16 protein-coding genes and 1 pseudogene are annotated in these 14891 nt (G+C 51.5%); 10 read left to right on the plus strand and 7 right to left on the minus strand.

The window, feature by feature from the left end; genetic code table 11:
• Together BEG40_RS13355 and BEG40_RS13360 are read left to right on the plus strand one after the other, a co-directional pair.
• The coding region (locus tag BEG40_RS13355; protein ID WP_123058468.1) for an Rpn/YhgA-type helix-turn-helix domain-containing protein at window positions 1-231 on the plus strand (231 nt) is incomplete at its 5' end.
• Window positions 232-432, plus strand: a pseudogene (locus BEG40_RS13360) (Rpn/YhgA-type helix-turn-helix domain-containing protein); the annotation flags it as partial.
• A 47-nt stretch (window positions 433-479) separates the two neighbouring features.
• Here the strand turns inward: BEG40_RS13360 and BEG40_RS13365 are convergent.
• Both BEG40_RS13365 and BEG40_RS13370 read right to left on the minus strand, forming a co-directional pair.
• A complete protein-coding gene (locus tag BEG40_RS13365; protein WP_105285547.1) occupies window positions 480-1691 on the minus strand; it encodes a nicotinamide mononucleotide deamidase-related protein YfaY in 1212 nt (403 codons plus the stop codon).
• A gap of 99 nt (window positions 1692-1790) precedes the next feature.
• Complete coding sequence (locus BEG40_RS13370) at window positions 1791-2333, minus strand: YfaZ family outer membrane protein (protein WP_000712687.1); 543 nt, start codon at window positions 2331-2333, stop codon at window positions 1791-1793.
• A gap of 277 nt (window positions 2334-2610) precedes the next feature.
• Here BEG40_RS13370 and nudI point away from each other — a divergent pair, with 277 nt between their 5' ends.
• Window positions 2611-3036 carry a nucleoside triphosphatase NudI gene (gene nudI, locus BEG40_RS13380; protein ID WP_001249882.1) on the plus strand — a complete coding sequence of 142 codons (426 nt, stop codon included), beginning with the start codon at window positions 2611-2613 and terminating at the stop codon, window positions 3034-3036.
• A 38-nt stretch (window positions 3037-3074) separates the two neighbouring features.
• Here nudI and ais read toward each other — a convergent pair whose 3' ends face one another.
• Window positions 3075-3677 carry a lipopolysaccharide core heptose(II)-phosphate phosphatase Ais gene (gene ais / locus BEG40_RS13385; protein ID WP_016158670.1) on the minus strand — a complete coding sequence of 201 codons (603 nt, stop codon included), beginning with the start codon at window positions 3675-3677 and terminating at the stop codon, window positions 3075-3077.
• Window positions 3678-3993: 316 nt separating this feature from the next.
• Here ais and arnB point away from each other — a divergent pair, with 316 nt between their 5' ends.
• Genes arnB through arnF form a run of 7 tightly spaced genes read left to right on the plus strand, consistent with a single transcriptional unit; the run spans window position 3994 to window position 11344 of the window.
• On the plus strand, window positions 3994-5133 hold the full coding sequence (gene arnB, locus BEG40_RS13390; RefSeq protein ID WP_105285548.1) for a UDP-4-amino-4-deoxy-L-arabinose aminotransferase: 1140 nt from the start codon (window positions 3994-3996) through the stop codon (window positions 5131-5133).
• 3 nt (window positions 5134-5136) lie between these two features.
• On the plus strand, window positions 5137-6105 hold the full coding sequence (arnC, locus tag BEG40_RS13395) for an undecaprenyl-phosphate 4-deoxy-4-formamido-L-arabinose transferase (protein WP_000461645.1): 969 nt from the start codon (window positions 5137-5139) through the stop codon (window positions 6103-6105).
• Window positions 6105-8087, plus strand: coding sequence for a bifunctional UDP-4-amino-4-deoxy-L-arabinose formyltransferase/UDP-glucuronic acid oxidase ArnA (gene arnA / locus BEG40_RS13400; protein WP_105285549.1), 1983 nt, complete (start codon window positions 6105-6107; stop codon window positions 8085-8087). Before arnC ends, arnA begins: the two co-directional genes overlap by 1 nt.
• Window positions 8084-8974: a 4-deoxy-4-formamido-L-arabinose-phosphoundecaprenol deformylase gene (arnD, locus tag BEG40_RS13405; RefSeq protein WP_105285550.1), complete on the plus strand. Its 891-nt coding sequence runs from the start codon at window positions 8084-8086 to the stop codon at window positions 8972-8974. The genes arnA and arnD overlap by 4 nt, the downstream gene beginning before the upstream one ends.
• On the plus strand, window positions 8974-10626 hold the full coding sequence (arnT, locus tag BEG40_RS13410; RefSeq protein ID WP_016158674.1) for a lipid IV(A) 4-amino-4-deoxy-L-arabinosyltransferase: 1653 nt from the start codon (window positions 8974-8976) through the stop codon (window positions 10624-10626). Before arnD ends, arnT begins: the two co-directional genes overlap by 1 nt.
• A complete protein-coding gene (gene arnE, locus BEG40_RS13415; RefSeq protein WP_105285551.1) occupies window positions 10623-10958 on the plus strand; it encodes a 4-amino-4-deoxy-L-arabinose-phosphoundecaprenol flippase subunit ArnE in 336 nt (111 codons plus the stop codon). Before arnT ends, arnE begins: the two co-directional genes overlap by 4 nt.
• The gene (arnF, locus tag BEG40_RS13420; protein WP_000523875.1) at window positions 10958-11344 is read left to right on the plus strand and encodes a 4-amino-4-deoxy-L-arabinose-phosphoundecaprenol flippase subunit ArnF; all 387 of its coding nucleotides are present in this window, start codon (window positions 10958-10960) and stop codon (window positions 11342-11344) included. The genes arnE and arnF overlap by 1 nt, the downstream gene beginning before the upstream one ends.
• Here arnF and pmrD read toward each other — a convergent pair.
• From pmrD to menB, 4 genes are all read right to left on the minus strand, one after another.
• Window positions 11338-11604, minus strand: coding sequence for a signal transduction protein PmrD (pmrD, locus tag BEG40_RS13425; RefSeq protein WP_010350632.1), 267 nt, complete (start codon window positions 11602-11604; stop codon window positions 11338-11340). The two genes, arnF and pmrD, sit on opposite strands and share 7 nt — an antisense overlap.
• A gap of 109 nt (window positions 11605-11713) precedes the next feature.
• Complete coding sequence (menE, locus tag BEG40_RS13430) at window positions 11714-13069, minus strand: o-succinylbenzoate--CoA ligase (RefSeq protein ID WP_105285552.1); 1356 nt, start codon at window positions 13067-13069, stop codon at window positions 11714-11716.
• Window positions 13066-14028 (minus strand): o-succinylbenzoate synthase, encoded by a 963-nt coding sequence (gene menC, locus BEG40_RS13435; RefSeq protein WP_105285553.1) that lies wholly within the window; start codon window positions 14026-14028, stop codon window positions 13066-13068. Before menC ends, menE begins: the two co-directional genes overlap by 4 nt.
• Window positions 14028-14885 (minus strand): 1,4-dihydroxy-2-naphthoyl-CoA synthase, encoded by an 858-nt coding sequence (gene menB / locus BEG40_RS13440; RefSeq protein ID WP_000639990.1) that lies wholly within the window; start codon window positions 14883-14885, stop codon window positions 14028-14030. The genes menC and menB overlap by 1 nt, the downstream gene beginning before the upstream one ends.
• Window positions 14886-14891: the final 6 nt, after the last annotated feature.

A 14891-nucleotide genomic window follows, 5' to 3' on the forward strand; every position in this document is an offset into this window, starting at 1 on the left:
CGGCTACGGCAGGAAGGACATCAAATTGGCTGGCAGGAGGGTAAGATTGAAGGCTTGCAAGAAGGTAAATTAGAAGGTTTGCAGGAAGGTAAATTAGAAGGTTTGCAGGAAGGCATGCATGAACAAGCCATTAAAATCGCCTTACGAATGCTGGAACAAGGCTTTGAACGTGAGATTGTGCTGGCGACAACCCAACTCACTGATGCTGATATTCCACCGAACTGTCATTAAAAGGAGAGATTAATGACCATTGCTGAACGGCTACGGCAGGAAGGACACCAAATTGGCTGGCAGGAAGGTAAATTGGAAGGTTTGCACGAACAAGCCATTAAAATCGCCTTACGAATGCTGGAACAAGGTTTTGAACGTGAGATTGTGCTGGCAACAACCCAGCTAACCGATGCCAATCTCGCCCCATTAAGCCTGCAATGAACGCGACAACGTGCCGGGTAAAAGACTTCTCCCCGGCACGCCCTCTTTCACGCCCCCTGTGGCGACAGTGTCAACGACTCCACAACCTCAATCCAGCCATGCCCGCTGGCGATGTCCTGACCGTTCAGCCAGCGGCGCAGCATATTAAGCGCCATCATTGCGCACACCTCCTGACGGATAGCCTGGTTGTAGCGCGTGGTGCTGAAATGTACTCGCAGGGCGAAAGTGCCGTCTGGCGTAGCCAGCGCAAAGTTGAGATGTTCATCTTCCAGACCAGAAACCGCCAGCGCCAGCCCGGCGAAATGGTTAGCTCGGCGTTCCGTTATCCAGTGCGCAGTTTGCGCCAGGGTTTCTTCCTGTGAAGGAACCACTTCACACGCCAGTAATGGCGCCCCCGCGCGAGAAAGTTGCAAAGCCAGCAAGCCACCGGTGAATTGCTCGCTCAACGTCAGACTGAACTGGCGGCTTTGCAGTTCGCGGCTGATTTGCGCTGGCAGCCCTTCGGTGCCTTCGAAAATCATGCTCTGCCCGGCAACACGTTTAACATCCAGCCACAGTTTTTCCATCGCCTGTTGCTCGCTTGCCGGTCCGGTGAGTTTCAGTTCAATAATCGGCATGGAGGAGCGATAGCCCATCGTCACACCTGGCGGTAGTTGCAACGCATCCAGGCTTTGCGCCAGATCGCTTTCTGAACGACCAAAAGTGGTCAGCCGCAGACAAACCGGCGGTTGCGGCAAAGAAAAACGCTCACGCAGGCGCGGCAGGATTTCGTGCTCGACCATCACTTTAAATTCCGACGGCACGCCTGGGGTAAAGAACATCAGGCAACGGTTAAGTTGCACAGCAAAACCACAGGCCGTACCAACCGGATTATTGATAAATTCTGCACTGGCAGGCAGCTCCGCCTGTTTGCGGTTGCTCGGCGCCATTACGCGACCACGTTCGCGGAAATAGCGTTCCATCTCTTCGAGCCAGGCTTCATGAAGAACCAGGCTTTCACCTTTGGCGGTCGCTGCGGCGAGTGCGCTTAAATCATCACTGGTCGGCCCCAGTCCGCCATTGACGATCAGCACATCGGCGTGCTGGCTACGTTCGCGAAGAATGGTCACTAAATCCTCAAGGTTATCGCCCACTGTATTGCGGCGAGATAATGGCAACCCCTGATGAAAGAAAAAATCCGCCAGCCAGGCAGCGTTAGTGTCAACGATTTGCCCGTGTAACACTTCATCCCCGGTGGATAACATTTCCACTTTTAACATGGTTATCTCCTGCTTTTGTTATCGAATCACTATAACGCAAAGGGAGATAAGGCGTAGTAAGAAACTGAATGGCGCGGCAGAACGCCGCGCCGGAAGGCATCAGAAGCTGGCGCTAACCCCAACATACGGGCCGTCAGCCACCGCGTTGTCGCGATTGCCGTCTTTAGCCGACAGGTTCAGGTAGCGGTAGCCCGCCTCAATGCTGATCGGGCGCATGATGGTGTAACGCGCGCCAGCATTCGCTTCTTCATAACTTTTAATACCGCTGGAGAGCGAATCCGGAGAGTAGTAATACTCGCCAAACAGACGGAAGCTATCGCCAATTTGCCACTGCAAGCCACCGCCTACCGCTGCGGCATAGCCTTCATCGCCGTCGTTCGGGTTGGTGTAAACGCCTTTACCGCCCACAGTTGCCATTAACGGTCCCAGCGGCAGATTCAATCCCAGGCCAACGCCCGCGACATCACCGTCGTCATCGTTATGTGTCCAGTTACCGCTTAATGCCAGACCGGTCGATTCAGTACCGAAACCGACGCCAATATTGGTATATTCTTTTCCCGCCTGACCGCTAATGCTTATCGCATTTGCCGATGCAGAAACCAATAGCATTCCAGCCAGAACTGGCAGTGCAAATTTTTTCATTTTTACCTTTTCCCGCAAGAAGATAATTAAAAGTCCCCAAAGCTGCGGGATTGTACTGCCTGACACAGAGGATTCAATGCGTGAAAAAAGCGATCTGCTCACTTATTGTAACTAAATACTTCTTTAATAATTAAGTGCAGAAAAAGTAGCCACCAAAAATTGATTGCCAGAAAAATAATCATCGCGGTTATCGTCGCAAAAAAGGCCAATGCCACTTTCACGAGTTGATCCATTGCCGTATTCTTTTGTTTTATTTTCAGTGGTAAGGAATATTCCCATGCGGCAACGGACTATAGTTTGTCCCTTAATTCAAAATGATGGTGCTTATCTGCTGTGTAAAATGGCCGATGATCGCGGCGTTTTCCCCGGACAATGGGCGCTGTCTGGCGGCGGCGTAGAACCCGGTGAGCGCATTGAAGAAGCATTACGTCGTGAAATCAGAGAAGAGCTGGGCGAGCAACTGATTCTTACTGACATCACGCCATGGACTTTCAGTGATGACATTCGTATCAAGACGTATGCAGATGGTCGCAAGGAAGAGATTTATATGATTTACCTGATCTTTGACTGCGTCTCTGCCAACCGTGAAGTGAAAATTAACGAAGAGTTTCAGGAATACGCATGGGTAAAACCTGAAGATCTTGCTCACTATGATTTGAATGTCGCCACTCAGAAAACGTTACGTTTGAAAGGTCTGATGTAACAGTAATGACAGCCATTATTGGCTGTCATATTAACAAATCACCGATTAACAAACTCACCATCCAGTAAAACGTTGCCATTTTCAACATGCATTACCAGCCCATCCAGATAATCTGGTTTAAATGTCACGTTTCGTTTATCTTTAGCGATATAGGTCAGACAATGGTTATGGGTGAAAATAACGATATTTTTATCCGGCGCTTTACTTTGCAACTCCTTAATTGTGTTATAAATCTCATTTCTACATTGTAGAAAACGTTTATCTACCGTCAGTTTTTTTCCAGCAGAAAACCAGGTCGCTGATTGAATAGTCCGAACGGTATTACTGGAATAAAGATCGAAATCAGGGATGTCCGCGCTAAAAGCTTTGCCCAGTTCACGGGCATTCTGAGCACCTTTCACCGTAATGCCCGTTTTGTCTGACAAGCATTGATTAGAGGAGCGATCGCAGCGTTCCGCATGGCGAAACAGAACCACAACCGGGTGCTGCTGCGCTAATCTGGCCAGCGTTTTATTATCGATACGCGGCAAACCATTACTGCTCCAGGCAGCATGTGTACCCAGCCCCGCAATCGCCCCAAGCACCAGTAAAATGTAGATATATTTTTTAGACTTCAACGAAGTCCGACAAAAAGCTAACACTTAAGCTCCACCTATAGACAAGCGTAGCCAGCTAAATGACCGCGAAAACAAACGACATTTTCACTGGTAAATAGTGGCTGGGATAGTCTTAAAACATTACGATGCACGCAAAATGCCTTAAATCTTGTCAAATTAAAAGCCTGAATAAGATACAAAAACAAAAAAAATAATATTTAAGCCTTATATTCATTCCTTAAGGTTAAATTAATGTTCTGACCTTAGAATTTCATTCCAAATGGCAAAATACAAATAACATCCCCTATGAAAAATATTAGCAAATAGCGGGGAAAGGTATTCAATGGCCGAAGGAAAAACAATGTCAGACTTTTTACCTTTTTCGCGTCCGGCAATAAGCGCGGAAGAACTCGCTGCAGTTCAAGAGGTTTTCGAATCCGGTTGGATAACCACTGGTCCGAAGAATCAGGCACTGGAAGCGGCCTTTTGCCAGTTGACAGGAAATCAACATGCCATCGCAGTCAGCTCGGCCACTGCAGGAATGCATATCACACTGATGGCGCTGGGGATTGGCGCTGATGATGAAGTCATCACGCCCTCCATGACCTGGGTTTCAACCCTCAATATGATCTCCCTGTTGGGCGCAAAGCCGGTGATGGTGGACGTTGATCGCGATACGCTGATGATCACGCCTGAAGCGATCGAAGCGGCCATTACGCCCTACACCAAAGCGATTATCCCGGTGCATTATGCCGGAGCGCCAGCAGATATTGACGCCATTCGCGCCATTGCTGAACGCCACGGTATCGCGGTCATTGAAGATGCCGCCCACGCCGTCGGTACGTATTACAAAGGTCAGCATACTGGTGCAAAGGGCACCGCTATTTTTTCGTTCCACGCCATCAAAAATATTACCTGCGCGGAAGGCGGCCTGATTGTTACCGATAATGAAAACCTCGCCCGCCAGTTACGCATGTTGAAATTTCATGGTCTGGGTGTCGATGCATATGACAGGCAAACCTGGGGACGCGTGCCGCAGGCTGAAGTATTAACGCCGGGCTATAAGTACAATCTGACCGATATTAACGCTGCGATAGCTCTGACGCAGTTGAATAAATTAGAGCAACTAAATACTCGCCGTCGCGACATTGCCCTGCAATATCAGCAAGCACTGGCAGCTCTCCCTTTCCAGCCTTTAAGCGTTCCTGCATGGTTGCACGTTCACGCCTGGCATCTGTTTATCATACGTGTTGATGAACAACGTTGTGGTATCAGCCGCGATGCTCTGATGGAAGCGTTAAAAGAAAGAGGCATTGGAACCGGGTTACATTTCCGCGCCGCCCACACGCAAAAATATTATCGCAAGCGTTTTCCCACGCTGTCGTTGCCGAATACGGAATGGAATAGCGAACGCATCTGTTCGTTGCCGCTTTTCCCGGATATGACCACCGCCGATGCCGACCGCGTCATCACTGCCCTTCAGCAACTCGCAGGACAATAAGCCATGTTTGAAATCCACCCTGTTAAGAAAGTCTCGGTGGTTATTCCCGTTTATAACGAGCAGGAAAGCTTACCGGAATTAATCAGGCGCACCACCACAGCCTGTGAATCGCTGGGCAAAGAGTATGAGATCCTGCTGATTGATGACGGCAGCAACGACAACTCCGCACAAATGCTGGTCGATGCCTCACAAGCGGAGGGCAGCCATATTGTGTCTATTTTGCTTAATCGCAATTACGGACAACATTCGGCAATTATGGCGGGATTCAGTCACGTTACCGGCGACTTAATCATTACTCTTGATGCCGATCTCCAGAATCCACCAGAAGAAATCCCCCATCTGGTGGAAAAAGCCGATGAAGGTTACGACGTGGTAGGGACTGTGCGCCAGAACCGCCAGGATAGCTGGTTTCGTAAATCCGCCTCGAAGATGATTAACCGGTTGATCCAGCGCACCACCGGCAAAGCGATGGGCGACTACGGCTGTATGTTACGCGCCTATCGCCGCCATATTATCGATGCCATGCTGCACTGCCATGAACGCAGCACCTTTATCCCGATTCTGGCGAATATCTTTGCCCGCCGCGCCATTGAAATTCCAGTGCATCATGCCGAGCGTGAATTTGGTGAATCCAAATACAGCTTTATGCGCCTGATTAATTTGATGTACGACCTGGTGACCTGCCTTACCACTACGCCGCTACGTATGCTGAGTCTGCTCGGCAGCATTATTGCGATTGGAGGTTTTAGCATCGCGGTACTGCTGGTGATTTTACGCCTGACCTTCGGACCACAATGGGCGGCAGAAGGCGTCTTTATGCTATTTGCCGTGCTGTTTACTTTTATTGGCGCTCAGTTTATCGGTATGGGATTACTCGGTGAATATATCGGCAGGATCTACACCGATGTCCGCGCCCGCCCCCGCTATTTTGTTCAGCAAGTTATCCGTCCATCCAGCAAGGAAAATGAATAATGAAAGCCGTCGTTTTTGCCTACCACGATATGGGATGCCTGGGCATTGAAGCCTTGCTGGCTGCCGGTTACGAAATTAGCGCCATTTTTACTCATACCGATAATCCTGGCGAAAAAGCATTTTATGGTTCGGTGGCTCGTCTGGCGGCGGAAAGAGGCATTCCGGTTTATGCGCCGGATAACGTTAATCATCCGCTGTGGGTAGAACGCATAGCCCAACTGTCACCTGATGTGATTTTCTCTTTTTATTATCGCCATCTGATCAGTGACGATATTTTGCAGCTTGCTACCGCAGGCGCATTTAATCTGCATGGTTCGCTGTTACCGAAATATCGTGGTCGCGCGCCGCTGAACTGGGTGCTGGTAAACGGTGAAACGGAAACTGGCGTTACATTGCACCGAATGGTGAAACGCGCCGATGCCGGGGCCATTGTGGCGCAACTGCGCGTTGCCATTGCGCCAGACGATATTGCCATTACGCTGCATCATAAATTGTGCCATGCCGCGCGCCAGTTGCTGGAGCAAACATTACCCGCGATTAAACACGGTAATATTCTGGAAATCGCTCAACGTGAGAACGAAGCCACCTGTTTTGGTCGCAGAACACCGGAGGACAGCCGCCTGGAATGGCATAAACCGGCTTGTGTACTCCACAACATGGTGCGTGCCGTTGCCGATCCCTGGCCTGGCGCCTTTAGTTATGTTGGCAATCAGAAATTTACAGTCTGGTCGTCCCGCGTACATTCTCTTACTACTGCCGCACAACCGGGCAGCGTGATTTCTGTTGCACCGCTGTTGATTGCCTGTGGTTATGGCACGCTGGAAATCGTCACCGGACAGGCGGGCGACGGCATTACCATGCAAGGCTCACAATTAGCGCAAACACTGGGGCTGGTGCAAGGTTCTCGATTAAATAGCCAATCAACCTGCGCTGCCCGACGCCGTACCCGGGTACTCATCCTTGGCGTTAATGGCTTTATTGGCAACCATCTGACAGAACGCCTGCTGCGCGAAGATCATTATGAAGTTTACGGTCTGGATATCGGCAGCGACGCCATTAGTCGTTTCCTTAATCATCCGCATTTTCACTTTGTCGAAGGCGATATCAGTATTCATTCCGAATGGATTGAGTATCACGTCAAAAAATGTGATGTCGTATTGCCGCTGGTGGCGATAGCCACACCGATTGAATATACCCGCAACCCACTGCGCGTATTTGAACTCGATTTTGAAGAGAATCTGCGCATTATCCGTTATTGCGTGAAGTACCGTAAGCGAATCATCTTCCCATCGACTTCAGAAGTTTATGGGATGTGTAGCGATAAATACTTCGATGAAGACCATTCTAATTTAATCGTCGGCCCGGTGAATAAACCGCGCTGGATTTATTCGGTTTCAAAACAATTACTTGATCGGGTGATCTGGGCCTATGGCGAAAAAGAAGGTTTACAGTTCACCCTCTTCCGCCCGTTTAACTGGATGGGGCCACGGCTGGATAACCTTAATGCGGCACGAATCGGCAGCTCGCGCGCAATTACCCAACTCATTCTTAATCTGGTGGAAGGCTCACCAATTAAGCTGATTGATGGCGGAAAACAAAAACGCTGCTTTACTGATATTCGGGATGGCATTGAAGCGTTATACCGCATTATCGAAAATGCGGGAAATCGCTGCGACGGCGAAATTATCAACATTGGCAATCCTGATAACGAAGCGAGCATTGAGGAACTGGGCGAGATGCTGCTGGCGAGCTTCGAAAAACATCCACTGCGCCATCACTTCCCACCGTTTGCAGGCTTTCGCGTGGTAGAAAGTAGCAGTTACTACGGCAAAGGATATCAGGACGTAGAGCATCGTAAACCGAGTATCCGCAATGCTCGCCGCTGCCTGGGCTGGGAACCGAAAATTGATATGCAGGAAACCATCGACGAAACGCTGGATTTCTTCCTGCGCACTGTCGATCTTGCGGAAAAATCATCATGACCAAAGTGGGCTTACGCATTGATGTCGACACCTTTCGTGGCACCCGTGAAGGCGTGCCGCGTCTGCTGGAAATCTTGAGTAAGCATAATATTCAGGCCAGCATTTTTTTCAGCGTTGGCCCGGACAATATGGGCCGCCATCTCTGGCGACTGGTGAGGCCACAGTTTTTGTGGAAGATGCTGCGCTCAAACGCGGCATCGCTTTATGGCTGGAATATTTTACTGGCAGGTACGGCATGGCCAGGTAAAGAGATTGGTCATGCTAACGCCGATATCATTCGTGAAGCGGCTAAACACCACGAAGTCGGCCTGCACGCCTGGGATCACCATGCCTGGCAAGCCCATATCGGTCACTGGGATCGGCAAACAATGGTCGACGATATCGCACACGGCCTTCGCACTCTGGAAGAGATTATCGGCCAACCGGTAACCTGCTCCGCTGCCGCTGGCTGGCGTGCCGACCAGCAGGTGATCGAAGCAAAAGAAGCGTTCCATTTGCGCTACAACAGCGATTGTCGTGGGGCGATGCCGTTTCGTCCATTGCTCGAATCAGGAAAGCCCGGCACTGCGCAAATCCCGGTGACCTTACCCACCTGGGATGAAGTGATTGGTCGGGATGTGAAAGCAGAAGATTTCAACGGCTGGCTGCTCAACCGCATCCTGCGAGATAAAGGCACGCCGGTTTATACCATTCATGCAGAAGTTGAAGGCTGTGCTTATCAGCATAATTTTGTGGATCTCCTGAAACGCGCAGCTCGTGCAGGTATTATGTTTTGTCCTTTAAGCGACTTGTTATCAGAGAATTTACCGCTCGGTCACGTCGTTCGCGGAAGTATTGCCGGACGTGAAGGCTGGCTGGGTTGCCAACAAGCTGCGGGTAGTCGGTGATGAAATCGGTACGTTACCTTATCGGCCTCTTCGCGTTTATTGTCTGTTATTACGTGTTACCGATCAGCACACGTCTGCTCTGGCAACCTGATGAAACGCGTTATGCGGAAATTAGTCGGGAAATGCTGGCTTCCGGCGACTGGATTGTGCCTCATCTGTTAGGGCTACGTTATTTCGAAAAACCCATTGCCGGATACTGGATTAACAGTATTGGGCAATGGTTATTTGGCGCGAATAACATTGGTGTACGGGCTGGTGTTATCTTTGCAACCCTGTTAACCGCCGCGCTGGTGGCCTGGTTTACTCTGCGCTTATGGCGCGATAAGCGTCTGGCACTACTCGCCGCTGTGGTTTATCTCTCGCTGTTTATTGTCTATGCCATCGGCACTTATGCCGTGCTCGATCCATTTATTGCATTCTGGCTGGTGGCAGGGATGTGCAGCTTCTGGCTGGCAATGCAGGCACAAACGAGGAGAGGCAAAAGCGCGGGATTTTTGCTGCTGGGGTTAACCTGTGGCATGGGGGTGATGACCAAAGGTTTCCTCGCCCTCGCCGTGCCGGTATTAAGCGTGCTGCCGTGGGTAGCGACGCAAAAACGCTGGAAAGATTTCTTTATTTACGGCTGGCTGGCGGTTATCAGTTGCGTCCTAACGGTTCTCCCCTGGGGGCTGGCGATAGCGCAGCGGGAGCCTGATTTCTGGCACTATTTTTTCTGGGTTGAGCATATACAACGCTTTGCGATGGATGATGCCCAGCATAAAGCCCCGATCTGGTACTACTTACCTGTCATCATTGCCGGTAGCCTGCCGTGGCTGGGATTACTCCCCGGCGCACTTTACGCAGGCTGGAAAAATCGCAATCATTCCGCAACCGTCTATTTGTTAAGCTGGATGGTGATGCCGCTGCTGTTTTTCTCCGTCGCCAAAGGCAAATTGCCCACTTATATTCTCTCCTGCTTTGCGCCTTTAGCGATGTTGATGGCGCATTACGCTTTGCAGTCGGCAAAAAATAATCCTCTGGCGCTGCGAATTAATGGCTGGGTTAACATTGCATTTGGCGTCACGGGTATTATTGCCACGTTTGTTGTCTCCCCCTGGGGGCCAATGAATACACCTGTCTGGCAGACTTTCGAGATCTATAAAGTCTTTTGCTCATGGTCTATTTTTTCGCTGTGGGCATTTTTCGGCTGGTACACCTTAACAAACGTGGATAAAACCTGGCCTTTTGCCGCACTTTGCCCGCTGGGGATGGCGTTGCTGGTAGGATTTTCAATTCCTGACAGAGTTATGGAAGGAAAACATCCGCAATTTTTTGTCGAGATGACGCAAGAATCACTTCAGCCGAGCCGCTATATTCTTACTGATAGCGTCGGTGTTGCCGCAGGTCTGGCATGGAGCCTGCAACGCGATGACATCATCATGTATCGTCAGACGGGTGAGTTGAAATACGGCCTTAATTATACGGATGCGCAAGGGAGATTTGTCAGCGGTGATAATTTTTCCAAATGGTTAAATCAGCATCGCCAGGAGGGGATTATTACACTAGTGCTTTCGGTTGACCACGATGAAGACATCAACAGCCTCGCCATTCCGCCCGCTGATGCTATCGATCATCAGGGACGTCTGGTGCTCATTCAGTACCGCCCAAAATGATCTGGATGATTTTAGTCTTTGCCAGCCTGCTTAGCGTTGCCGGGCAGTTGTGTCAGAAACAGGCAACCTGCTTTGTGGCGATAAACAAACGGCGCAAACATATCGTACTGTGGCTGGGACTGGCGCTGGCTTGTCTTGGCCTTGCGATGGTGCTTTGGCTACTGGTCTTACAGAATGTACCGGTGGGCATTGCCTACCCGATGTTGAGTCTGAATTTTGTCTGGGTGACGCTGGCTGCGGTAAAACTGTGGCACGAGCCGGTATCGATGCGTCACTGGTGCGGGGTGGCATTCATTATTGGCGGCATTGTGATCCTGGGGAGTACCGTATAATGGGTCTGATGTGGGGATTATTCAGCGTCATTATTGCTTCTGCAGCACAATTAAGTCTGGGTTATGCGGCAAGTCATCTGCCGCCGATGACGCAGTGGCGGGATTTTATCGCAGCGTTTTTGGCTTTTGATACCGGTGCTCAGATGCTGCTGGTCGGATTGTCTGGTTATCTGATCTCCGTTTTTTGCTGGTATAAAGCGTTACATCAACTGGCTCTCAGCAAAGCCTATGCCTTACTGAGTATGAGTTATGTACTGGTATGGATTGCTTCAATGGTACTTCCCGGCTGGGAAGGGACGTTTTCACTGAAGGCACTGCTGGGCGTAACCTGTATTGTGAGCGGATTAATGCTGATTTTCCTGCCCACGACAAAACAACGTTACTGAGTTTTCCCAGCCGATTTACACTGCCGTTCCCACTCATCGGGGCTGTAACTGCTTGCCGAGAGGACTTTCACCGTGTGCAACTTTTCACGATTAATACAGTAAAGCGCATTCTGCAAAGGCGAGAGTAAATCCCCCACTTTCACGGCGAAGTCACTCTTCACTTCAGCGATCATTTTTATCGCACCTCCAGCACCGCAGAGCATAAGAACATGTCTGTTATCTTGTTTATCGCAACATGATTTTTTGACCAGCCATTCCATTGCATTATCCTGTTTGCTAAGAGTTTTCACATTAAGTTACAGATTAACAGATAAACTCTTTATCAACGGCAATGGAATGGCAAAAATGAGATGTGAAACGGATGATCCATTACTGCTGGCGTTGAACCCACGCTTTCAACGCCTGGCGTGAGATCTTAATGCCGCCGTTTTTCAATTCAGGCGGAAGCGTTAGCCAACGCACCGGTTGCTGAAAACGTGCCAGTTTATCTTTCACCCATTCGCTGAGATCAACGACTTCGCTGTCATACTCCACGACAGCCACCGGACGATGACCAAACTCCTTGTCTGCAACGGGGACGATAAACACCTGCAAAACCGCAGGATGCGCAGCAATAACCCGCTCCACTTCTTCCGGCTGAATACCTTCGCCACCGCTAAAGAACAGATTATCTAAACGCCCGACAATAGTCAGTTTACCGTTATGCATCTCGCCGCGATCGCGCGTAGCGTACCAGCCTTCGTCGTTCACCAGCGGCACCAGTTGCCCGTTACGCCAGTAACCTTCGGCCATACTGGCAGCGCGCAACCACACTTCATCGTTAACGATTTTTACTTCCCGACCGGGCAGCGGCGAACCGACGTCCACCAGACCGTCCGCTTCCTTTGCGCATACCGTGGAGGCGAACTCCGTCAGACCATAACCGCAAAAGCAACGGATGCCCTGCTCGCGCGCCTGTTCCGTCAACTCGACCGGGATCGCCGCGCCGCCAAGCAATACCGCTTTCAGAGAAACTGAACTACGGTTAACCAGCAAACGCCAGAGCTGCGTCGGCACCAGCGAAGCGTGAGTACAACCTGCCAGCATTTGCTCCAGTGGCTGTTTATCGCGTACCGTCATCCGCGCGCCAGCGTAGAACCAGCGCCACATAATTCCCTGACCGGAAACGTGAAATAGCGGCAAAGAGAGCAGCCAGTCATCGTGCTCGCCAAACGGAATCAGCGATAACACACCTTCGGCGCTGGCAAGATGAGCCTGATAAGTATGAACAGCGGCTTTTGGCAACCCGGTAGAACCAGAGGTCAACGTCATTGAGCACAGACGTGTCGGCTGCCACATAGCTGCATATGCGCCCTCTCCAGCCTGAATTTGCAGCGACGTTAACGCCGGAAAGGTGTTCTCCCCTTCCGGCACCAGCGCAAATTGCAGAGTAAGATTGGGCAGCAACTCCTCAAGCAACGGCTGCGGAAGCTGTGGGTTGACGGGAAGCACCCGCGCACCGCATTGCAGCAACGCCAGCCAGGCCAGCAGCGTTTGCGGTGTATTCCACGCCCGCAGCATCACGCCGCTGCCCTCAACCACGCCCTGCGCCGCAAAGCCCGACGCTAATTCATCGACGCGAGCACAAAGCTCGCGCCAGTTGAGTTGCTCATCATTGAGCCGTAAGGCGATGGCATCTCCCCGCACCTGCCGCCAGTGACGCCACGGCCAGTCAGAGAAGATCATAGCAGCCGCTCCAGTGCATCTGATTCCACTAACGGTAGCGGGCTACCCGGCCAGCGACGAACCTGCTGCGCCTGCATCAGATCCAGCGTGTCCAGCCCCGGAATGGTGTCTGGCGTTAACCAGGCAGCAATCCGCGCCAGTTGCGTTAAGCCTAAGCTAGACTCGATGGAAGAACTGATCACCGCCGTCAGCCCCAGCGCGTGCGCCGACTGCACCTGCTCGCGTACTTTTTCCACGCTGCCAGTGAGTGTGGGTTTGATAACCACCGCGCGCACACCCTCTTCCGCCACAAAGGCAAAATCCGGCTCGCGCAGGCTTTCATCCCAGGCAATGGCAATGCCGGTTTCACGGGCAAAGGCTCGCGAATCATCGCGGGTTTTGCACGGCTCTTCGAGAAAAGCGATGCGGTCGCGATAATCCGGGTTAACGTATTTGGCAAACTGCTGGCTCTTCAGCGGCGTCCAGGCGCGATTCGCGTCAAGACGCAAATGCAGATCCGGAACCGCTTCCAGCAACAGATTCACCACCATGCCGTCGCGCACGGCTTCGTATAATCCCACTTTGACCTTCGCCACTTTCTCACCTGGCATATCGGCAAGTTTGAGGATCAGATCGTCAGGATCGCCGTTACACAGCGGTGCCGCACGGTAATTAGCTGCTTGCGGCAACGTGTCTGCCAGCTCAGCCAATGCACAGCTTACGCCAAAGGCAACGGAAGGCATTTGCGGTAATTCGCAATCGCCTGCCAGCCAGTCATTTACCCAGGCAAGCAGCACACTCTGCGCCTCTTCCCAGGTTTCCTGACTGAAGCCCGGTAGTGGGGAGATCTCCCCCCACCCTTCGCGCTCGCCCTCACGCAGGCAAACGTACAGCCCGTCGCGGGTTTTTAACCGCCTGTCGCGCAGAACCACCCCCGCGTCCATGGGGATCTGCCAGCGGTATACCTGCGCGCTACGCATTACGGATTCCGTTTGAATTTGCTGAAATCAGGCTGACGTTTCTGGTTGAAAGCATTACGACCTTCCTGACCTTCTTCCGTCATGTAGAACAGCATGGTGGCGTTACCCGCCAGCTCTTGCAGCCCCGCCTGACCGTCACAGTCGGCGTTCAGCGCAGCTTTCAGGCAACGCAGCGCCATCGGGCTGTTTTGCAGCATTTCGCGGCACCAGCGGACGGTCTCTTTTTCCAGATCCGCCAGCGGCACCACGGTGTTCACAAGGCCCATGTCCAGCGCCTGTTTTGCGTCGTACTGACGGCACAGGAACCAGATTTCACGCGCTTTTTTCTGCCCGACAATACGCGCCATATAGGAAGCGCCCCAGCCACCGTCGAAGGAGCCGACTTTCGGGCCAGTCTGACCGAAGATGGCGTTTTCTGCCGCAATGGTCAGATCGCACATCATGTGCAGAACGTGACCGCCGCCGATGGAGTAGCCAGCCACCATCGCAACAACCGGTTTTGGACAGGTACGGATCTGACGCTGGAAGTCCAGCACGTTCAGGTGATGTACGCCGGAGTCATCTTTATAGCCGCCGTAATCGCCACGCACTTTCTGGTCACCGCCGGAGCAGAACGCTTTATCGCCTGCACCAGTCAGAATGATCACGCCGATGTTGTCGTCATAACGCGCATCCGCCAGTGCCTGGATCATCTCTTTTACCGTCAGAGGACGGAAGGCATTGCGCACCTGCGGACGATTAATGGTGATTTTTGCGATACCGTCGGCAGATTTTTCATAACGAATGTCCTCGAAACCTTCGGAACAGTCGTGCCATTCAACCGGTGCGTAAAGCATTGCTTCATCAGGATAAATCATATTGTG

Origin of the sequence: Escherichia sp. MOD1-EC5495 (assembly GCF_002965965.1) — a bacterium.
GTDB lineage: Bacteria > Pseudomonadota > Gammaproteobacteria > Enterobacterales > Enterobacteriaceae > Escherichia > Escherichia ruysiae.

Excerpts from the sequence above, each read along its gene's own strand:
- arnD (WP_105285550.1), top strand. The coding sequence starts at position 8,084 with ATGACCAAAGTGGGCTTACGCATTGATGTCGACACCTTTCGTGGCACC.
- arnF (WP_000523875.1), top strand. The coding sequence starts at position 10,958 with ATGGGTCTGATGTGGGGATTATTCAGCGTCATTATTGCTTCTGCAGCA.
- BEG40_RS13370 (WP_000712687.1), bottom strand. The coding sequence starts at position 2,333 with ATGAAAAAATTTGCACTGCCAGTTCTGGCTGGAATGCTATTGGTTTCT.
- arnB (WP_105285548.1), top strand. The coding sequence starts at position 3,994 with ATGTCAGACTTTTTACCTTTTTCGCGTCCGGCAATAAGCGCGGAAGAA.
- pmrD (WP_010350632.1), bottom strand. The coding sequence starts at position 11,604 with ATGGAATGGCTGGTCAAAAAATCATGTTGCGATAAACAAGATAACAGA.
- arnA (WP_105285549.1), top strand. The coding sequence starts at position 6,105 with ATGAAAGCCGTCGTTTTTGCCTACCACGATATGGGATGCCTGGGCATT.
- BEG40_RS13365 (WP_105285547.1), bottom strand. The coding sequence starts at position 1,691 with ATGTTAAAAGTGGAAATGTTATCCACCGGGGATGAAGTGTTACACGGG.
- menB (WP_000639990.1), bottom strand. The coding sequence starts at position 14,885 with ATGATTTATCCTGATGAAGCAATGCTTTACGCACCGGTTGAATGGCAC.
- menE (WP_105285552.1), bottom strand. The coding sequence starts at position 13,069 with ATGATCTTCTCTGACTGGCCGTGGCGTCACTGGCGGCAGGTGCGGGGA.
- arnE (WP_105285551.1), top strand. The coding sequence starts at position 10,623 with ATGATCTGGATGATTTTAGTCTTTGCCAGCCTGCTTAGCGTTGCCGGG.
- arnT (WP_016158674.1), top strand. The coding sequence starts at position 8,974 with ATGAAATCGGTACGTTACCTTATCGGCCTCTTCGCGTTTATTGTCTGT.
- nudI (WP_001249882.1), top strand. The coding sequence starts at position 2,611 with ATGCGGCAACGGACTATAGTTTGTCCCTTAATTCAAAATGATGGTGCT.
- menC (WP_105285553.1), bottom strand. The coding sequence starts at position 14,028 with ATGCGTAGCGCGCAGGTATACCGCTGGCAGATCCCCATGGACGCGGGG.
- arnC (WP_000461645.1), top strand. The coding sequence starts at position 5,137 with ATGTTTGAAATCCACCCTGTTAAGAAAGTCTCGGTGGTTATTCCCGTT.